This is a genomic window from Paenisporosarcina sp. (genome assembly GCF_049671445.1).
GTDB lineage: Bacteria > Bacillota > Bacilli > Bacillales_A > Planococcaceae > Paenisporosarcina.
Map to the genome: position 1 here is coordinate 265,629 of NZ_JBATUX010000118.1, position 16,285 is coordinate 281,913.

At 38.0% G+C, this 16,285-nt stretch carries 19 protein-coding genes; 17 read left to right on the forward strand and 2 right to left on the reverse strand.

The genetic code is table 11. The annotated features are described in order from the left end of the window. Positions 1 to 79 precede the first annotated feature (79 nt). On the reverse strand, positions 80 to 949 hold the full coding sequence (locus WBG45_RS15345) for a YitT family protein (protein WP_424415920.1): 870 nt from the start codon (positions 947 to 949) through the stop codon (positions 80 to 82). Between the two features lie 108 nt (positions 950 to 1,057). Here WBG45_RS15345 and WBG45_RS15350 point away from each other — a divergent pair, with 108 nt between their 5' ends. The 13 genes from WBG45_RS15350 to WBG45_RS15410 all read left to right on the forward strand — a co-directional run bounded on the left by WBG45_RS15350 (position 1,058) and on the right by WBG45_RS15410 (position 11,626). Further along, a complete protein-coding gene (locus WBG45_RS15350) occupies positions 1,058 to 1,396 on the forward strand; it encodes a nucleotide pyrophosphohydrolase (protein WP_424415922.1) in 339 nt (112 codons plus the stop codon). After that, a complete protein-coding gene (gene dapB, locus WBG45_RS15355) occupies positions 1,390 to 2,187 on the forward strand; it encodes a 4-hydroxy-tetrahydrodipicolinate reductase (RefSeq protein ID WP_424416005.1) in 798 nt (265 codons plus the stop codon). Before WBG45_RS15350 ends, dapB begins: the two co-directional genes overlap by 7 nt. A 19-nt stretch (positions 2,188 to 2,206) precedes the next feature. Continuing rightward, positions 2,207 to 2,611, forward strand: a complete 405-nt coding sequence (gene mgsA, locus WBG45_RS15360; RefSeq protein ID WP_424415924.1) for a methylglyoxal synthase — start codon at positions 2,207 to 2,209, stop codon at positions 2,609 to 2,611. 16 nt (positions 2,612 to 2,627) lie between these two features. Continuing rightward, the gene (gene bshA, locus WBG45_RS15365; protein ID WP_424415926.1) at positions 2,628 to 3,770 is read left to right on the forward strand and encodes an N-acetyl-alpha-D-glucosaminyl L-malate synthase BshA; all 1,143 of its coding nucleotides are present in this window, start codon (positions 2,628 to 2,630) and stop codon (positions 3,768 to 3,770) included. Beyond that, positions 3,757 to 4,953 carry a CCA tRNA nucleotidyltransferase gene (locus WBG45_RS15370; RefSeq protein WP_424415928.1) on the forward strand — a complete coding sequence of 399 codons (1,197 nt, stop codon included), beginning with the start codon at positions 3,757 to 3,759 and terminating at the stop codon, positions 4,951 to 4,953. Before bshA ends, WBG45_RS15370 begins: the two co-directional genes overlap by 14 nt. Next, on the forward strand, positions 4,931 to 5,914 hold the full coding sequence (locus WBG45_RS15375) for a biotin--[acetyl-CoA-carboxylase] ligase (protein ID WP_424415930.1): 984 nt from the start codon (positions 4,931 to 4,933) through the stop codon (positions 5,912 to 5,914). Before WBG45_RS15370 ends, WBG45_RS15375 begins: the two co-directional genes overlap by 23 nt. Positions 5,915 to 6,152: 238 nt before the next feature. Continuing rightward, a complete protein-coding gene (panB, locus tag WBG45_RS15380; RefSeq protein WP_424415932.1) occupies positions 6,153 to 6,989 on the forward strand; it encodes a 3-methyl-2-oxobutanoate hydroxymethyltransferase in 837 nt (278 codons plus the stop codon). Next, entirely contained in the window at positions 6,986 to 7,837 is an 852-nt protein-coding gene (gene panC, locus WBG45_RS15385) for a pantoate--beta-alanine ligase (protein WP_424415934.1), read from the forward strand. Before panB ends, panC begins: the two co-directional genes overlap by 4 nt. Positions 7,838 to 7,840: 3 nt before the next feature. After that, positions 7,841 to 8,224, forward strand: coding sequence for an aspartate 1-decarboxylase (gene panD, locus WBG45_RS15390; protein ID WP_024534833.1), 384 nt, complete (start codon positions 7,841 to 7,843; stop codon positions 8,222 to 8,224). A 1,284-nt stretch (positions 8,225 to 9,508) separates the two neighbouring features. After that, positions 9,509 to 9,940 carry a hypothetical protein gene (locus tag WBG45_RS15395; RefSeq protein ID WP_424415936.1) on the forward strand — a complete coding sequence of 144 codons (432 nt, stop codon included), beginning with the start codon at positions 9,509 to 9,511 and terminating at the stop codon, positions 9,938 to 9,940. A 60-nt stretch (positions 9,941 to 10,000) separates the two neighbouring features. Beyond that, a complete protein-coding gene (locus WBG45_RS15400; RefSeq protein ID WP_424415938.1) occupies positions 10,001 to 10,426 on the forward strand; it encodes a hypothetical protein in 426 nt (141 codons plus the stop codon). Between the two features lie 52 nt (positions 10,427 to 10,478). Beyond that, positions 10,479 to 11,273 (forward strand): alpha/beta hydrolase family protein, encoded by a 795-nt coding sequence (locus WBG45_RS15405; protein WP_424415940.1) that lies wholly within the window; start codon positions 10,479 to 10,481, stop codon positions 11,271 to 11,273. Between the two features lie 143 nt (positions 11,274 to 11,416). Continuing rightward, the gene (locus WBG45_RS15410; protein ID WP_424415942.1) at positions 11,417 to 11,626 is read left to right on the forward strand and encodes a hypothetical protein; all 210 of its coding nucleotides are present in this window, start codon (positions 11,417 to 11,419) and stop codon (positions 11,624 to 11,626) included. Between the two features lie 123 nt (positions 11,627 to 11,749). Here the strand turns inward: WBG45_RS15410 and WBG45_RS15415 are convergent, their stop codons facing one another. Then, entirely contained in the window at positions 11,750 to 12,079 is a 330-nt protein-coding gene (locus WBG45_RS15415) for a DUF3889 domain-containing protein (protein WP_424415943.1), read from the reverse strand. Between the two features lie 240 nt (positions 12,080 to 12,319). Here WBG45_RS15415 and WBG45_RS15420 point away from each other — a divergent pair, with 240 nt between their 5' ends. From WBG45_RS15420 to WBG45_RS15435, 4 genes are all read left to right on the forward strand, one after another. After that, on the forward strand, positions 12,320 to 12,493 hold the full coding sequence (locus WBG45_RS15420; protein WP_424415945.1) for a hypothetical protein: 174 nt from the start codon (positions 12,320 to 12,322) through the stop codon (positions 12,491 to 12,493). Between the two features lie 362 nt (positions 12,494 to 12,855). Then, positions 12,856 to 13,755 (forward strand): ABC transporter ATP-binding protein, encoded by a 900-nt coding sequence (locus WBG45_RS15425; RefSeq protein WP_424415947.1) that lies wholly within the window; start codon positions 12,856 to 12,858, stop codon positions 13,753 to 13,755. Next, on the forward strand, positions 13,752 to 14,849 hold the full coding sequence (locus WBG45_RS15430; protein WP_424415949.1) for a hypothetical protein: 1,098 nt from the start codon (positions 13,752 to 13,754) through the stop codon (positions 14,847 to 14,849). The genes WBG45_RS15425 and WBG45_RS15430 overlap by 4 nt, the downstream gene beginning before the upstream one ends. Before the next feature lies 1 nt (position 14,850). After that, positions 14,851 to 16,140, forward strand: coding sequence for a hypothetical protein (locus WBG45_RS15435; protein WP_424415950.1), 1,290 nt, complete (start codon positions 14,851 to 14,853; stop codon positions 16,138 to 16,140). The last annotated feature ends 145 nt before the right edge of the window (positions 16,141 to 16,285 follow it).

Below are 16,285 nucleotides of genomic sequence, written 5' to 3' on the forward strand. Positions count from 1 at the left end.
AAAACTCACGAGCATGAATTTCATGCTTCGTGAGTTTTTTTTTATGATATTTTCTGATTCTATAGGATTATCAGATATGTTAGTCAAGCGGACGTTTTTCTTCATCAAGAGTGAATCCTTCACCCATTACATCATGAACATCTGTTACTGACACAAATGCATGTGGATCGATTGATGTGATTATGTTTTTTAATCTCACAATCTCATTACGACCGACAACACAGTAAAGTACTTCACGATCAACTTTTGTAAAATGACCATAACCTCTTAAAACGGTTACCCCACGATCCATATCGATAGAAATACGATCAGCAATCTCATTTTGGAATTCAGAAATGATAAAAGCACCACGACCTGAGTATGCACCTTCTTGTACAAAATCAATAACACGAGAACCAATAAAGACTGCAACTAATGTGTACATCATCGAACGAGAATCTAGGAATGTTAGCCATGACAGTAAGATTACCGCTGCATCAAAGATAAACATGGTTTTGCCCATGCTCCACCCAAGATATTTGAGGGCGAGTCTGGCAATAATATCTACCCCACCAGTTGTGCCTCCATATCTAAATATGATGCCAAGTCCTACCCCTACAAAAACTCCTGCGAATAAAGATGCTAAAAATAAATCGTCTTGTATATGTATATTAATTTCATAGATTTGGAAGATCTTTAGAAAAATTGATACAGAAACAGTTCCAATAATCGTATAAACAAATACTTTTTGACCAAGAAGTCGCCAACCTAGAAAAAACATTGGTATATTTAATAGTAAATTCATTAATGCTGGATCAAGTTTGAAGACAAAGTACAAGATTAATGTAATCCCGCTAAATCCGCCTTCGCCTAGTTCGTTTTGAATGTTAAAATGAACAAAACCAAAACTAAATATAGCCGAACCAAGCATAATGAAGAAAATATTTTTAAACTTAATACCTTTCAGCATAGAAACACCCCATTTTCTGAAAAAGAACACTCAGCTATTATCATTCATTTCAAGTATTTTGACAACAACATTTCTTATTATTACGATAGGGGTAGGAGAGTGAAATGCATGACAACTGAAAAAACAATTCAAACATTACAAAAAGAAGTGGATGACTATATTGGACAATATAAAGAAGGCTATTTTCCGCCTTTTGAAATGCTAGCAAGAATGACTGAAGAGCTAGGAGAATTAGCAAGAGAAGTTCAACATGTTCATGGCATGAAAAAGAAAAAATCAAGTGAAGCACAAAAAAGTATGGAAGAAGAATTAGGTGATTTATTATTTGTGCTCATATGTTTTGCGAATGCAGAGAAAATCGATATGCAACGTGCTCATGATCGTGTGATGGACAAGTTTAGCAAAAGAGATCAAAATCGTTGGACGTTGAAGGAGGAAAAATCATGATTCGAGTTGCAATTGGTGGACCCCGAGGGAAAATGGGGCAAGAAGCTGTACATACTATAATGAATAATGAGAATATGGAATTAGTGGCAGTTCTAGACCATAGAGAAATAGGTGAATTATTAAGTGAGTCACCAGAATTCCCAGCTAGTTACGACGTTCCTGTATTTTTAGATTTAGACACTTTGATTACAATGATCAGTCCAGATGTATTCCTTGATTTAACTACACCTCATCAAGTCTTTGAACATACGAAGTTATGCTTGCAGAGAAATGTTAGACCTGTCATTGGAACAACTGGCTTTACTGATGAACAACTTCAACATTGCACAACACTTGCTAAGAATAACAAACTAGGCTGTATTGTCGCTCCGAATTTTGCAATTGGTGCAGTATTGATGATGAAATTTGCTTCAATGGCTGCTGTTTATTTCCCAGATGTTGAAATTATTGAAATGCATCATGATCAAAAACTCGATGCCCCTTCTGGCACAGCGTATAAAACTGCTCAACTGATTGCCGAAGTAAGACCATCCCATAAACAAGGACATCCAAATGAAGAAGAAACAATTGCGGGTGCAAGGGGAGCTTCTTTCGATGGAATACCCATACATAGTGTGCGTTTGCCTGGGTTAATTGCTCACCAACAAGTATTATTTGGAGGAGAAGGACAACTCTTCACATTACGTCATGATTCATTTAATCGACAATCCTTCATGTCAGGTGTAACATTTTCAATTAACCAGGTAATGGATTTAACTGAGCTTGTATATGGACTAGAAAATATTCTTTAAATGATAGGATGAGAATTCCATGAAAATAGCATTGATTGCACATGACCGAAAAAAAGACGATTTAATTCAATTTGTAACGGCTTACCGAGATATTTTAGATGATCATGACCTATGTGCTACTGGCACAACAGGTCAACGAATAATTGATGAAACGGGCTTAACCGTATTTCGTTACCAATCAGGTCCACTTGGTGGAGATCAACAAATAGGTGCTATGATAGCCAATAACGAAATGGATATGATTATTTTCTTCCGTGATCCATTGACTGCTCAGCCGCATGAACCGGATGTGACTGCACTGATTCGTTTATGTGATGTCTACCAAATACCATTAGCCACAAATATGGGTACGGCAGAAGTATTATTAAAGGGTTTGCAAGAAGGGTTCATTGATTGGAGATTACTACAAGAAAGACGTTCATAAGAAAGGAGGTCACTTCGTGAAGAAATTAAAAATCGGTATTACGTGCTATCCAACAGTTGGAGGCTCAGGAGTTATAGCAACCGAATTAGGTAAGTTACTTGCTGAACGAGGACATGAAATCCACTTCATAACGTCAAGTATGCCATTTCGCTTAAATCGAATGGTCCCAAATATTTTCTTTCATCAAGTAGAAGTTAACAGTTACTCGGTGTTTCAATATGCACCGTACGATATCGCATTAGCCAGTAAAATGGCAGAAGTCATCCAAAAAGAGAATTTAGATATTTTACATGTTCATTACGCCATCCCACATGCCGTCTGCGCCGTTTTAGGACGAGATATGTCTGGACAGAATGTAGGAATTGTCACGACTCTACATGGAACTGATATAAGTGTATTAGGCTATGATTCATCGTTGTCTGGAGCAATTCGCTATGGTATTGAAAAATCAGATATGGTCACCACGGTATCAGATTCGCTTAAAGAAGAGACTATGCGATTGATTCAACCAAATCAGTCCATTGAAACCATTCATAATTTTGTTGATGAAAGAGAGTACTATCCTAATAAATCATCAGATTTAAAAGCTTACTTTAATATCGAAGAAGATGAAAAGGTAGTTATTCACGTCTCTAATTTTCGCAAAGTTAAACACGTTGAAGATGTCGTGTCTAGTTTTGCTTATATTCGTAATAAAATGCCCGCCAAGTTACTTCTTGTTGGTGATGGACCAGAAATGAATAATATCGTCAAACAAGTCGCTTCTTTAGGATTAGTTGAAGATGTCTTGTTTTTAGGGAAACAGAACAATGTATCTGAATTATATTCCATTAGCGACTTGAAATTATTGTTATCTGAGAAGGAATCGTTTGGTTTGGTGTTGTTAGAGGCTATGGCTTGTGGTGTACCTTGTATTGGTACCGAAATCGGTGGTATACCTGAAGTTATTGAACATGGTACGAATGGATACATTGCGCCTTTACATGATGTTGAATCTGTAGCCTGTTACGCACTGAAAATTTTGACGAATGAGGACATACATAGTCGAATGAGAATTGCTGCACTTGAAACCGTATCGCAAAAATTCCATTCTTCATTTATTGTGTCACAGTATGAAAAGCTATATGAAAAGGTCATACATCGACATGTTCACAACTGATCAATGGCAGACTGGGAAGAAAGTCATTGAAACGCTTAATCAACATGGTTTTGAAGCCGTATTTGTCGGTGGAGCAGTCCGTGATTTTGTTCGATGCAAAATAGCCAATGATATAGATATCGCAACTAGTGCATTACCTTCAGAAGTGAAGTCCATCTTTAAGAGAACTGTTGACCTTGGATTAGCTCATGGTACGGTGCTCGTCATAGAAAATCATGTTCCTATCGAAGTGACAACCTTCAGAACGGAAGGACAATACACCGACCACCGAAGACCAAGTGATGTGAGGTTCGTACAATCGTTGGAAGAGGATTTAAAACGCAGAGATTTTACAATGAACGCTCTGGCCATGACAGCGGAATTTCAACTGGTAGATTTATTTGATGGACAGCGTGATTTGCATAATGGAATTATACGAACAGTCGGAGAACCTTCTGATCGTTTTAAAGAAGATGCATTAAGAATGCTTCGGGCTATTCGTTTTTCAGCACAGCTAGGGTTTTCGATTGAAGATACCACTTTAGGTGCAATAAAATTGTGTGCAAATGATCTTGCATATGTGTCGGTTGAACGACTGACCGCCGAACTAGAAAAAATATGGTTGAGTACACATCTTGAAAAAGGGATGACCTATCTTGGGCAAAGCCAATTGGCGAAGCATATGCCGGGAGATTTTTCATTTGAAGATGAAAAGTGGGGATATTTAGGTAACCCTCAAAATGTGCTAGTTTGTTGGGCATTTTTATGTCTACTACAAGAGAAACCCAATGGATCAGAAGTGGCCACTGTTTTCAAACTATCCAATGATATAAAACAACAGATTAATTACTTAGTTAATGCCACGCAAATAAGGTGTGAACGGATATTTACTATTCATGACCTTTATCAATTTGAAGAGAATATACTTGTCAAAGCCGAACATCTAGCACGAGTCCTGTGCAGTGATATTCAACATATGCCTACGGAAACAATTGTTCAGCGTAAACAAGCGTTACCAATCCAATCAATCCGTGAACTGGTTATTTCCGGGCAAGACGTAATGGAATGGTTTAATAAACCAGGTGGTCCGTGGTTAAAAGAAACTCTTTCACAAATCGAACTTGCTGTGCTTCATCAAAAAGTAGCGAACAATGCTACCAAGTTAAAGGAATGGATATTGAATGAATCCAACAGTGAAATTTAACATTACAAAACGATTATTAGCTGCAAATGGGCAACCCATTTCTGGTCAACAATTAGCTGATGACTTTGGATTGTCTAGAACAGCTATTTGGAAACATATAAAAGAACTTGAAGAAGACGGCTATGAAATCGATACTGTGAAGAAAAAAGGATATGTCCTTACAACTTCACCCGATACTTTGCAAGCTGCTAAAATAGATCAATATTTAACAACCACCCGATTTGGCAGAAAGATTCATTATTTGCAATCATGTCCCACCACTCAGCCGATTGCTCATCAACTAGCACAAGCGGGAGAACCTGATGGTGCTATTGTCATTTGTGAGGAACAGACTGCAGGAAAAGGACGTTTAGCACGTGCTTGGACATCCACTCAAGGCAAAGGAATCTGGATGAGTGTGATAATTCGCCCGGAAATCCCTCCAACAAAAGCCCCGCAATTGACATTAGTAGCTGCAGTTGCAGTAACGAGAGCAATTGAAGATATTGCAGATTTTCGTGCTGAAATTAAATGGCCAAACGATTTGCTAATCAATGGAAAAAAATGTACAGGGATTTTAACCGAACTTCAAGCGGATATCGACCGAGTTCATGCAATTATTTTAGGAATCGGTGTGAATGTCAATCAACAACTAACTGACTTTCCTGAAGAAATCCAATCGATTGCAACATCCATTCAAATGGTGACAGGGAAACCTGTAGACCGTGCAGAATTAGTAGCACGTATTTTACATCATTTAGAAATATATACAGATTTGTACGTAAAGCATGGTTTTGAGCCATTAAAAATTCTTTGGGAAAGTTACTCCTGCACTCTAGGAAAACGCATTAAAGCGACTATGATTCATAAACAAATTGAAGGCGTGGCGCTTGGCATAACAAATGAAGGTATTCTACAAGTGAAAACGGACGATGGAGAAATTCATGGTATATATTCTGCCGATATTGAAATCCAAAATTAACATGAAGTTATCAATATGGAATGTGTGATTTATTTCTGTTATAGTATTAGCGAAGGGCAGTATCTGAGTAGAACTGCACCTGACGTAATATAGCTAAACTTATGAAATTAAATAATTCTGCCTTGATCTTAATCGACAGGGACGGAGGAAACCAATTCTTTTACAAACCACCCTTCTGTCCATTTTTGGCTTGAAGGGTTTTTATTTTGGTTTTCTCTCAAAAGAGAGGAGCTTGTAAATGAAATCGACAACTGATTTTATGAAAATGAAAAAAGATAACGATAAAATTATTATGTTAACTGCTTATGATTATCCAACAGCGAAACTGGCAGAAAATGCTGGAGTTGAAATCCTACTTGTGGGAGATTCTCTTGGCATGGTGGTACTTGGGTATGACTCAACTGTCCCAGTCACGATGGAGGATATGATCCATCACGGTAAAGCAACGAGACGTGGAGCACCAAATACATTTATAGCAGTAGATATGCCGTTTGGTTCATACCATGGTTCCGTCGATAAGACACTTGCTAACGCCGTTCGGTTATTCCAAGAAACGAATGCACAAGCATTAAAAATCGAGGGTGCAGACGAAATAATCGATGTTATTCGTTTATTGACTCGTACAGGTATTCCGGTTATTGCACATCTTGGCTTATTGCCTCAATCAGCTAGCGTATTAGGTGGCTATAAAGTGCAAGGGAAAACGGCTCATGCTGCACAAAAATTGATTGACGATGCAAAGGCTTGCGAAGCTGCTGGAGCTTGTATGGTCGTTCTAGAATGTATCCCTTATCAATTGGCTAAAACGATAACAGAATCTATATCTATCCCTGTAATTGGCATTGGGGCTGGGGCCGAAACAGACGGACAAGTTCTTGTTTTTCATGACACCGTAACTTACGGAAGTCATCACATGCCGAAATTTGTAAAAGCCTTTGCACAAGCCGGCAACGAAATTTCAGCAGGAATAACACAATATGTTGAAGAAGTGAAGTCTGGTGCCTTTCCTGCAGAGGAACATCGTTTTACTATGAAAGACGATGAATACCAACAGTTATACGGAGGCAAAAAATGATTCAAGTGGAATTAATTGCAGACTTAAAAAAAGGTATTTATGAGGCGAAAACAACAGGTAAAAGCATTGGTTTTGTGCCAACGATGGGCTATTTACATGAAGGACATATGGCACTTGTTAAACAAGCAAGAGAAGAGAATGCCTTTGTTGTCATGAGTATCTTTGTTAATCCTGCACAATTTGGTCCAAATGAAGATTTGGATAAATACCCTCGTGATTTAGAACGAGATACCAAAATGGCAAAAGAAGCCGGTGTAGATTTATTGTTTTTCCCACAAGTACATGAAATGTATCCACAAGATGGTGGTATTACCATACGTGCAGGAGCACAAGCAAGCGTCCTATGCGGTGCTTCTAGACCTGGACACTTTGATGGCGTGTTAAAAGTCGTTACAAAGCTTTTCCATTTGGTAGAACCAACACGAGTTTATTTCGGCCAAAAAGATGCCCAGCAATTAGCGATTATTGAGACATTGGTTCGGGATTATAATTTCCCTCTAGAAGTACGCCGAGTTCCTACTGTAAGAGAAACTGATGGTTTAGCAAAGAGTTCAAGAAATGTTTTCTTGAGTGAAGAAGAGCGTCAAGAAGCACCATCTATCCACCAAGCAATACAACTCGGACTCAATCATTATAAAGAGCACCAAAATATAGAAGAAGCAAAAAAAGTAACGGCTCAACACATAGAAAACGGCACTTCAGGAAATATTGATTATGTTGAACTATTAAGTTATCCAGACCTAACGAAAGATATATCGTCTGCTACGTCAGTGATTTTAGCGGTTGCTGTATTTTTCGAAAAAGCTAGATTAATCGACAATATGATGTTGAACAATAAAGGAGAGTAACCGATGTTACGTATGATGTTAAATTCAAAAATTCACCGTGCTGTTGTTACAGAAGCGGATTTAAATTATGTAGGAAGTATTACAATTGATCAAAACCTTTTAGATGCTGTAGGTATGTTGCCAAATGAGAAAGTTCATATTGTGAACAACAATAACGGAGCTCGTTTTGAAACGTATATCATTTCAGGAGAACGCGGAAGTGGGGTTATTTGTGTAAATGGCGCTGCAGCTCGTCTCGTTCAAAAAGGCGATGTTGTCATTATTTTATCGTATGCATATGTAATGAACGACGAAGCAAAAGACCATAAACCAACTGTAGCAATCATGAATGAAAACAATTCTATCCGCGAAATCATCAGCTACGAACCAGAAGCAACTGTCATGTAATTTAGTTTTTTACAATTTGCAACAGAGTAAACATAACGAAAGACCTGCCTCGCTATAAATGCGAAGCAGGTCTTTTTTAGTTTTGGCTATGTTAAATGTGGCTGTTGATATTCCGCAAAACAGTTACGTTTTCCGCGGGCTTGCGCCGAACTAACTCGGACTTAACGTTCGAGTGGATTTCTGCACTTCGCAATTCCCGCTGGAGTCTTCACTGTTTTGCTCCATATCACTAAATCGAAAGCTATTTCATATACTTGTTCACTAAAATGATTGTAGTAGAAGGCGGCGGGAGTGCTCCTGCGGTTACTCGTCGCAAAGGAGATTGCTCCTGCGGTTACTCGTCGCAAAATGCAGGGCTAAGGAATTTGACAATGGCTTCGTGACCAACATCCTGTAAGACCGAGGAGGCTAATGGACCGCCCACGAAAAGCGTCCGCCTGTTTCTGTTTCTGTTTCTGTTTCTGCATCGCTTTGCTAGCTTCGAAACATGAAAGTGCGTTGGAACGAAAATCAACAATATCGTTTAACTGAGTCTTTGTTTTAAGAGAAGTAGAGAATTAGGAGGAAATTTGATAGTTTCGACAATAATGCGGGAAGTTAAGACAATCATCCTCCAATTCGACATGAAATGGAAGGTTCCCACTTTATATTTAAATAACAAAAGGTAAATAAAGGATAATTACGTATTAATGTTGAAATAAATGATTGTGAACTTTAACTAGCGATGGAGATTTGTTTAAAAAATTAATGTAATGAATAAAAAGTACAAAGACGTCTAAGTTCATTCCCGCTTTTTTTATTATTTATGATGGTTTGTAGATGCTTCTTCTTATGAAAAGTCGTCCACATGAGTACTTTTTCAAATATAGACAATCCTCACAATTATGTTGGAGGGAAAAGTCCTTCTAATCTTTCATAATCATCATATATTGGTCCACTTATTGATTCATCACTAATGTTCGACAACCATGCGGTATAAAACGAGGAAACCAAGTTCTACGTACCAATTGCTATTACACTGGCAGTCGCAGCATTACAAAGTCATCTTAGTAACCAAGGAAAAGTTTTAGGAACTTTTCTAGTGGCGTCATTATTGTTCTTTTTAATCATCAAATTTTTTCAAGATTATTCACTCGTTACCTTTATCTTCCTTGGTGATGTATTTTTTTGGATTATGTTTTTTGTAGCTATTGCAACAAGGGGTTCACTGCATATTTATAAGAACAAAAATTGTTTGGTAAAATTATTTGTTTCAAAAATTGGTTTTACAAGGATGGATTATAGATGCACCCTACCACGATAATTGAATTAACTTTGCTTTTGGGGGCTATTATAGGAATTGGATTAATAGCATTACTATTGCCTTTGAAGTTTAGAAAAATTGTATGGATTGTATCCTGTATGGCGTTTATTATTGTGTTGATATTTTATGGAGTTAGACCATTTATTGTTGAATTCCAAACAAACCAAGCGAAAGTGGAATTGGAAAATCATTTTCTTGAAAAATACAATGAAGATTCATGGAGTATTACGGACACTGATCAACATGAATTACAAACTGTTGTATATCTTCATGTGATATTTGAGAGTGAGCCGGAAGTTGTTTATGAATATGCTGTGGAAAATACATATATAGATCAAGTAGGTATGTGGACTATATCTGGTCTTACCGCTGAAGAAAGTGGAATTCAACCACAACATGATGAAAAAAATTAGTATATAAAGAACGGGTTTTAATAATTCATATTTGACTAAGATACTGGGGGGTGTTAGTCAGTGAAGAAAGTAATTTTACTCACATTGGCAGTTTTACAAATTGTACTGGCAATTATCATGTGTGTAGTTGGCGCTAAATTTGCTTTTGTTCATGATGTGATGGATAGATGGTTATTTGTTTTAATAAGTGGTGTAGTGTTAGCATGCATCTTATTGTTCTCAAACCAAGAATATTTGGGAAAGATATTCACGCGTTTTGTAATTGTCTATCCCATTGGTTTAATAATGTTGTTGATCCTTTTCATTATGGACATACCACATTATTCTTACCGAGAAGCAGCTGATTTGATAGAAGAAAACACTGGAGAAAAAATTATTGAACCAAAAGATTCAAAGGGTCAACTCGGTTATTATTATCTTTACACAAATAAAGATGTGTTTTTGTTTAACTCCTACAATGGTGAATTTACAAAAAGAGAACAATGACTAATTAAAGAAGTTTATACAATCATCATGAAACTAAGAAAGGTGGGTTACATTGTCGTCTAATTCTTCGATTCATATAGCATATGGAAGTTACCTATCACAATTCGGTGTATTACGTATGCCAATTCTAGCAGAAAGTTGTCCAGTGATTATTACAATTCATGGTGGTTTTTGGCAATCGAAATTTGGTCTTGAAGAAAATGACCCAATTTGTGAAGATTTGACTCGTCGTGGTTATGCTACTTGGAATATAGAGTATCGACGTGTCGGAGAAAATGGGGGAGGTTGGCCAGGAACATTTAATGATGTTATAGATGCAGTAAATCATCTGACCCATCTAAAGGAACGATTTCAGCTTGACCTGTCTCGAGTGGTGATACTCGGGCACTCAGCAGGGGGACATTTAGCTCTATGGTTGGCATCACAAATAAATAAAGATCAAACTGACGATTTTGCTAATCCATTATTGATTCCTATACATAGTGTAATAAGTTTGGCTGGGGTTTTGGATCTGAGAAGAATGTGGGAGATCCATGATGAAAAAGGGTTGAATAGTCCCGTAGCATCTTTTGTTGGTGGAACACCCCTAGAAGTATCTAATCGATATAGATTGGCTTCACCCATTGAATTATTGCCTTTGAATGTTAATCAATTACTAATTCATGGTGAATTAGACCGCCATGTACCAGTCGAATTGAGTATTGAGTATTGTCGAAAGACTATTCAACAGGGTGACAAGGTTAGGTTGATAGTACTTCCAGAGACTGACCACTTTATGATTATTGATCCGTCTTCAAATGCATGGAAGACAGTATTCGATGCGCTGAAAAACATAGTTGGTGTGTAATTTTTAAATCGATCGTCGAAAACGTAAAGAGGTGTGTTTCATTGATACTTAAACGACTAAACTGCAACAATGACCCCACCAATCAATAATATACAATTACTACTTAGAGAATGAGGGAACTGATGAAATTATTTTTCAGAAAAATGACAAAAGAACAAGAAAAGTACTCAAACGAAGGCATGATAGTAGGGTTTTTGGCAGCTATGTTTTTACTCTTAATTAATATATTTTATCATTTGAAATTTGATAAAGATCTTATGTCTTCATACACTATTTTCTACTGTATTTTTGTGATTGCTTTAGGATATGAAGGGTATTTAAATATTAGAAAAAAAGTGAAATCAAAGTCATAATTATATTTGAATTTTAGAGAAAATGAAGATGGCATTGACGAATCTACTGTCATCTTTTTTAATATCAATCATAAGTTTATTGATGATTTGCGGAATGGACATCCCCCAATAGAATTAATCGTCTTATTTAGAAGTTTCTTCAAGGTCAATTGTAATCACTTTTTCAGTTTCGGTATTATATTCAATTCTTACGAAAACCCCAAATTCTTTGTCACCATCCTTTAACCATAGCTTAAACTTTTCAATTGTTGTATTCGCTTTAGATTCTTTTCCTTCATGCAGGTAGTCAATAATATCCGCATTGGGATATTTTGATTGTGTCTCTTTTATCGCAAGCTTTCCCCACTTAGCGTAGGCTGGGATTTCTTGTTGTGTATGAGCAATAGCGGGGATATGCGTTAGTGTTGAATTAGCTGTAATTAAAACGCCAAGTGCAATAAATGTTTTTCGCATAATAATCCTCATCTCCTTTTCTCTAGGATGAGTAAATTACTTAAAATCATTCTATCCGAGCAAAATCTAACTTTAAAAAAGATTTAATTAAATAAGTAAAGACAGTCGATTAATTGAATTAGTATCTTACAAGAAATAATCGGAGACACCGATCTTATTTTTCTGACACCTAAATAGGGCTTGTAAATCAATGAAATCCTATGACTGACGAGAACATTATCATGAAAAGTGGTGAAAGTAATGTGGTTTGAATGGAATCATTTTTTTGGTTATTTATGTGTTGCGATAGTTTTTGTTTTGATTAAAACTTTTGTTGATAAAGAAAAAGACGAAAAATATTTTTCTATAACATCACTTTGCGAAGTATTAATTTTTTCGGGACTATTTTATATTACAGATTTACTGTTTTTATAAATTTAATCAGCTACGAGGAATTTTTTCTTTTTCAATTAACGTGGCAGCATACCATGACTGAAGAGAATCTGATGAAGAATCAGAGGACTTTTAGTCGTTTTTCTTATCGTATTAAGTGTAGAAACAACAAGGGAGAAATACCAGACCAACGGCTGACAATACTTAGAGGGAAATAGAAAGATAAGATGAAGGTTTACCTAAGTGTCTTTGATTCTTCACCGCTCCCCTTGGATGTTACTAAAGTCATTATATTAGCATTAAAGCATTTTAATATATCAAAATTTTCTTGCTTTTTCAAAACTAAATTGAAACAATGGTAATATATTCTAAAATAGTGATTTGTTACACAAGGAGGAATAGTTATGGGAGAGGAATTAGAGAGACTCGTGTTGAATGGATTGACGAAGAAGTACAAAAATCAACTTGTACTGGACAGCATTGATTTAGAAATATCAGCACCAGGAATATGGGCGCTCGTTGGACCGAATGGAGTGGGGAAGACGACACTTTTAAATTGCATTACAAACCTTCTGTGCCATGATGCCGGAAGCGTCCGCATCATGGGGAAATCGAATCAAAATCCGAAGGTGTTCAAAGAATTAGCGTATCTGCAGGATAATAGTGTCCTTTTTGACTATCTGACTGGATATGACCACCTGAAATATATACGAGACGTACATAAGTTGCCGAAAAATAGAATTCAGGAAGTGGCCATATATGTAGGAATGGAGAGCTATCTTAAGAAAAAGGTAGGCGACTATTCATTAGGAATGAAACAGCACCTCCTCCTTGCCATGGCTATCTTACCTCAACCAAAAGTGATTTTGCTCGATGAGCCCCTGAATGGCCTTGATCCGTCAAGTGCAATTTTAATGAGAAAGATATTAGGTGAGCTTGCAAGTAATGGAGCTACTATCATATTGTCGTCACACAATCTAGCTGAGGTGGATAAAGTCACGACCAAGGTACTCTTTCTAAAAGATGCGAAGTTGACGCTAGTGGATACATCTGAACACGAGCGAATCGTCTATCGTCTAAGGGTTGCAAACAGTGAAAAGGCGTTTGAACTGATAAAGGAATATGGAGAGAAAACATGGTTCGACAAAGGATTGATCCATGTAGAGACTAAAACGCATCATCTGGCTCCGATCTTAGCTTTGCTACATGAGAAAGGAATAACGGTCCTCGACATGGATAAAGTGACTAGCGGTTCTGAAACACTCTACGAAGAAATCTTCCATAAAGATGAGATTGGAGTATGAGTCTGCTTTTATTTGAATTTAAAAAACTATTCCGAACAAAGCTGTTTCTCTATTTTATTGTTTTCTCGATGCTGGCGGTCATCGTTCTATTTGTCAGCAACGTCTGGCAGCAAGACAGTGTCCGGGCGGAGAAAATTACCTACTTCAGTAAGTTTGCGCGAGATGTTTCGATGGAGCTGGAAGGGAACAGAAAAGTTTTAGAAGACAATACTTCTCCTGAGCTTGAGGAACAAGTGCGGATTGGCAGTATGGTTTATGCGCAAGTAAATGAGGTGGTCAATGCTATCCAGTCTCAGCAGACCATGGACGAATTGACGACAGAGAATATGCTCTACCAAACGGCCAAACAATATAAGGCTCTTGGCGGAACATTCTATTTAAGTGAAACAGAAATGGACCGAGTGACACGACTCAATGACGAGCTGATTCGGAAAGGGTTGCCGAAGGAGGACCTAAAGTTGACAATACAACCACTCCTCTTTACTCAGCTGGTTCTTTCTTATGCATTGACAGGGTTTGGATTCTTGGCACTTTTGCTCATCCTTTTGTCATCAGTGACAGGAGAATACGAAGAGAAGAATGTTCGACTCGTTTATACCTTACCGTTTTCACGAGCACGCTATATGCTCATCAAACTCGGGAGTTTCTTGGTAGCAGGGGGGATGTGGCTGACAGTCGTCACAGTCTCTGCCTATATCCTTGCGTCACAGTTCACAGATGGTTTGGAGAACCAGTCAGCTTATCCGTTCGCAGAAGTGGAAGGGAACTGGATTCTGATTGCAGATGTGATACAGAATGGAATGGTTCTAGGAGGAATGGCTCTTATTTTGGTTCTGACATTCGGCTGGTTCATCGGCTATACGTTCCGGTCTACGCTTCTCAGCTATTTGATAGCGATTCTGGTGGTGGCAGGAGGAGCTTTGCTCGTTATAAATGGAGGACCTTATCAATGGAATCCGTTATCTGCACTGCAAGTTCAACAAACCTTGCTTGATCAGTATTCAACACAATGGAGAATCTATCTTCTCCTTCTATTTTCCATAGTCATCCTAGTAATTGGGACACTTTCAATCAATCAAAAGAGAGGTGTGTAAGATGCACACATTTCGTTTTGAAGTGAAGAAAATCTGGAAACGGAAAGGCACCTGGATTGCCTTATTCATCTGTATTTTTGCCATCAGCGCACTCTATTTTTTCAACAAAGAGACTGCCCGTGATATGGAAGCGACAAATCAGAATTTGATTCAAAATCGTACTGACCAATTCCGTCAGTGGGCAGCCGAATCAGATGCTGCTGCAGAAAAGGCAAAACAAGAGGGAGACACAGCCACTGCAGACGAACAGTCTTTCATGGCGGAGCGTTTTGGTGAGGGTATAAAGAAATACGAAAAATTGAAAATCGCTTATGATATCGACGACTGGGATTATATTTACTCAACGGATTTAGAGGGGATGCAACTGTTTGTTGAAAATCCTATGGAGGCTCAAGTCAGCATTGAGGAACAGCGTGTAGACCACTTCACTCTTCGCGCATCTTTTGAAGAGAAACAGCAACTGCTTGAAAAAGGACTGATACCGCCAGCCCAGGATATCTTTTTATATAGTCTAATGCCCACACTATATAATGAATTCACAGGGTTTTCTGCTGCACAATGGGAACAGAAGACGGAACGGTATGGAACGGTAGGATGGAACATCTTATATCAATTAACGCAATACTTTTTAATCCCGATTACGATTCTTCTCGGAGCCTTCCTGTTTGGGAATAGCGTGTCGAGTGAGAGCATCCGAAAAAAAAGAGGGCTGCACTTTTTCCAGGTACTCCCGATCTCTAAGGGACGGGTGTTTTTCGCAAAATATCTGGTCGGCCTGATTCATACGATTCTTTTTACAGGTATCATCTCCATGATGCCGCTTTTACTTAGTCTTCTAGACAGGGGCATCGGAAGTCTGGCATACCCAGTGTTGGTCTATGATGGTCCAGATCCGAGTGCCTTTGGCAGCAGCACACCCGTACCCAATGGGGACTATGACACGTTCCATTTCATCTCGCTAGGGGATTACTTTATGCAGGCTCTATGGCTGACACTTTTGATGGCGTTTTTTATCTATACGGTCTATTTCTTTCTGTCATTATGGATACGGCATGCAGGGGCCACTTTCTTAGTCACTGGCAGCATAATGTTCATTGGGACAATGATAGGGGCATCTGCATGGAATCCATTCCAGTATCTCGATGTCCACCGAATTATCACGCAGGAGAATCGTGTGCTCCTGGTAGATAACCGATACACCATCCAAAATGGACTCCTGGCACTTGGCTTGACCGGGCTCTTTTTATGGCTTGTGAGCTTTGGCAGGTACCGTCATTTGAAAGTTAGATGAAAATATCACAGGAATTGTCAAAAGGATGAACTGGGAAGAGATTATCTGTGAAAACCAAATAACTATTGCTTATTAGTTACAAAAAGACTAACTTCTATAGTTTTGCGAGTGAGTTGAAGAAAAGTGTAAGCTAAGACGAAAACTG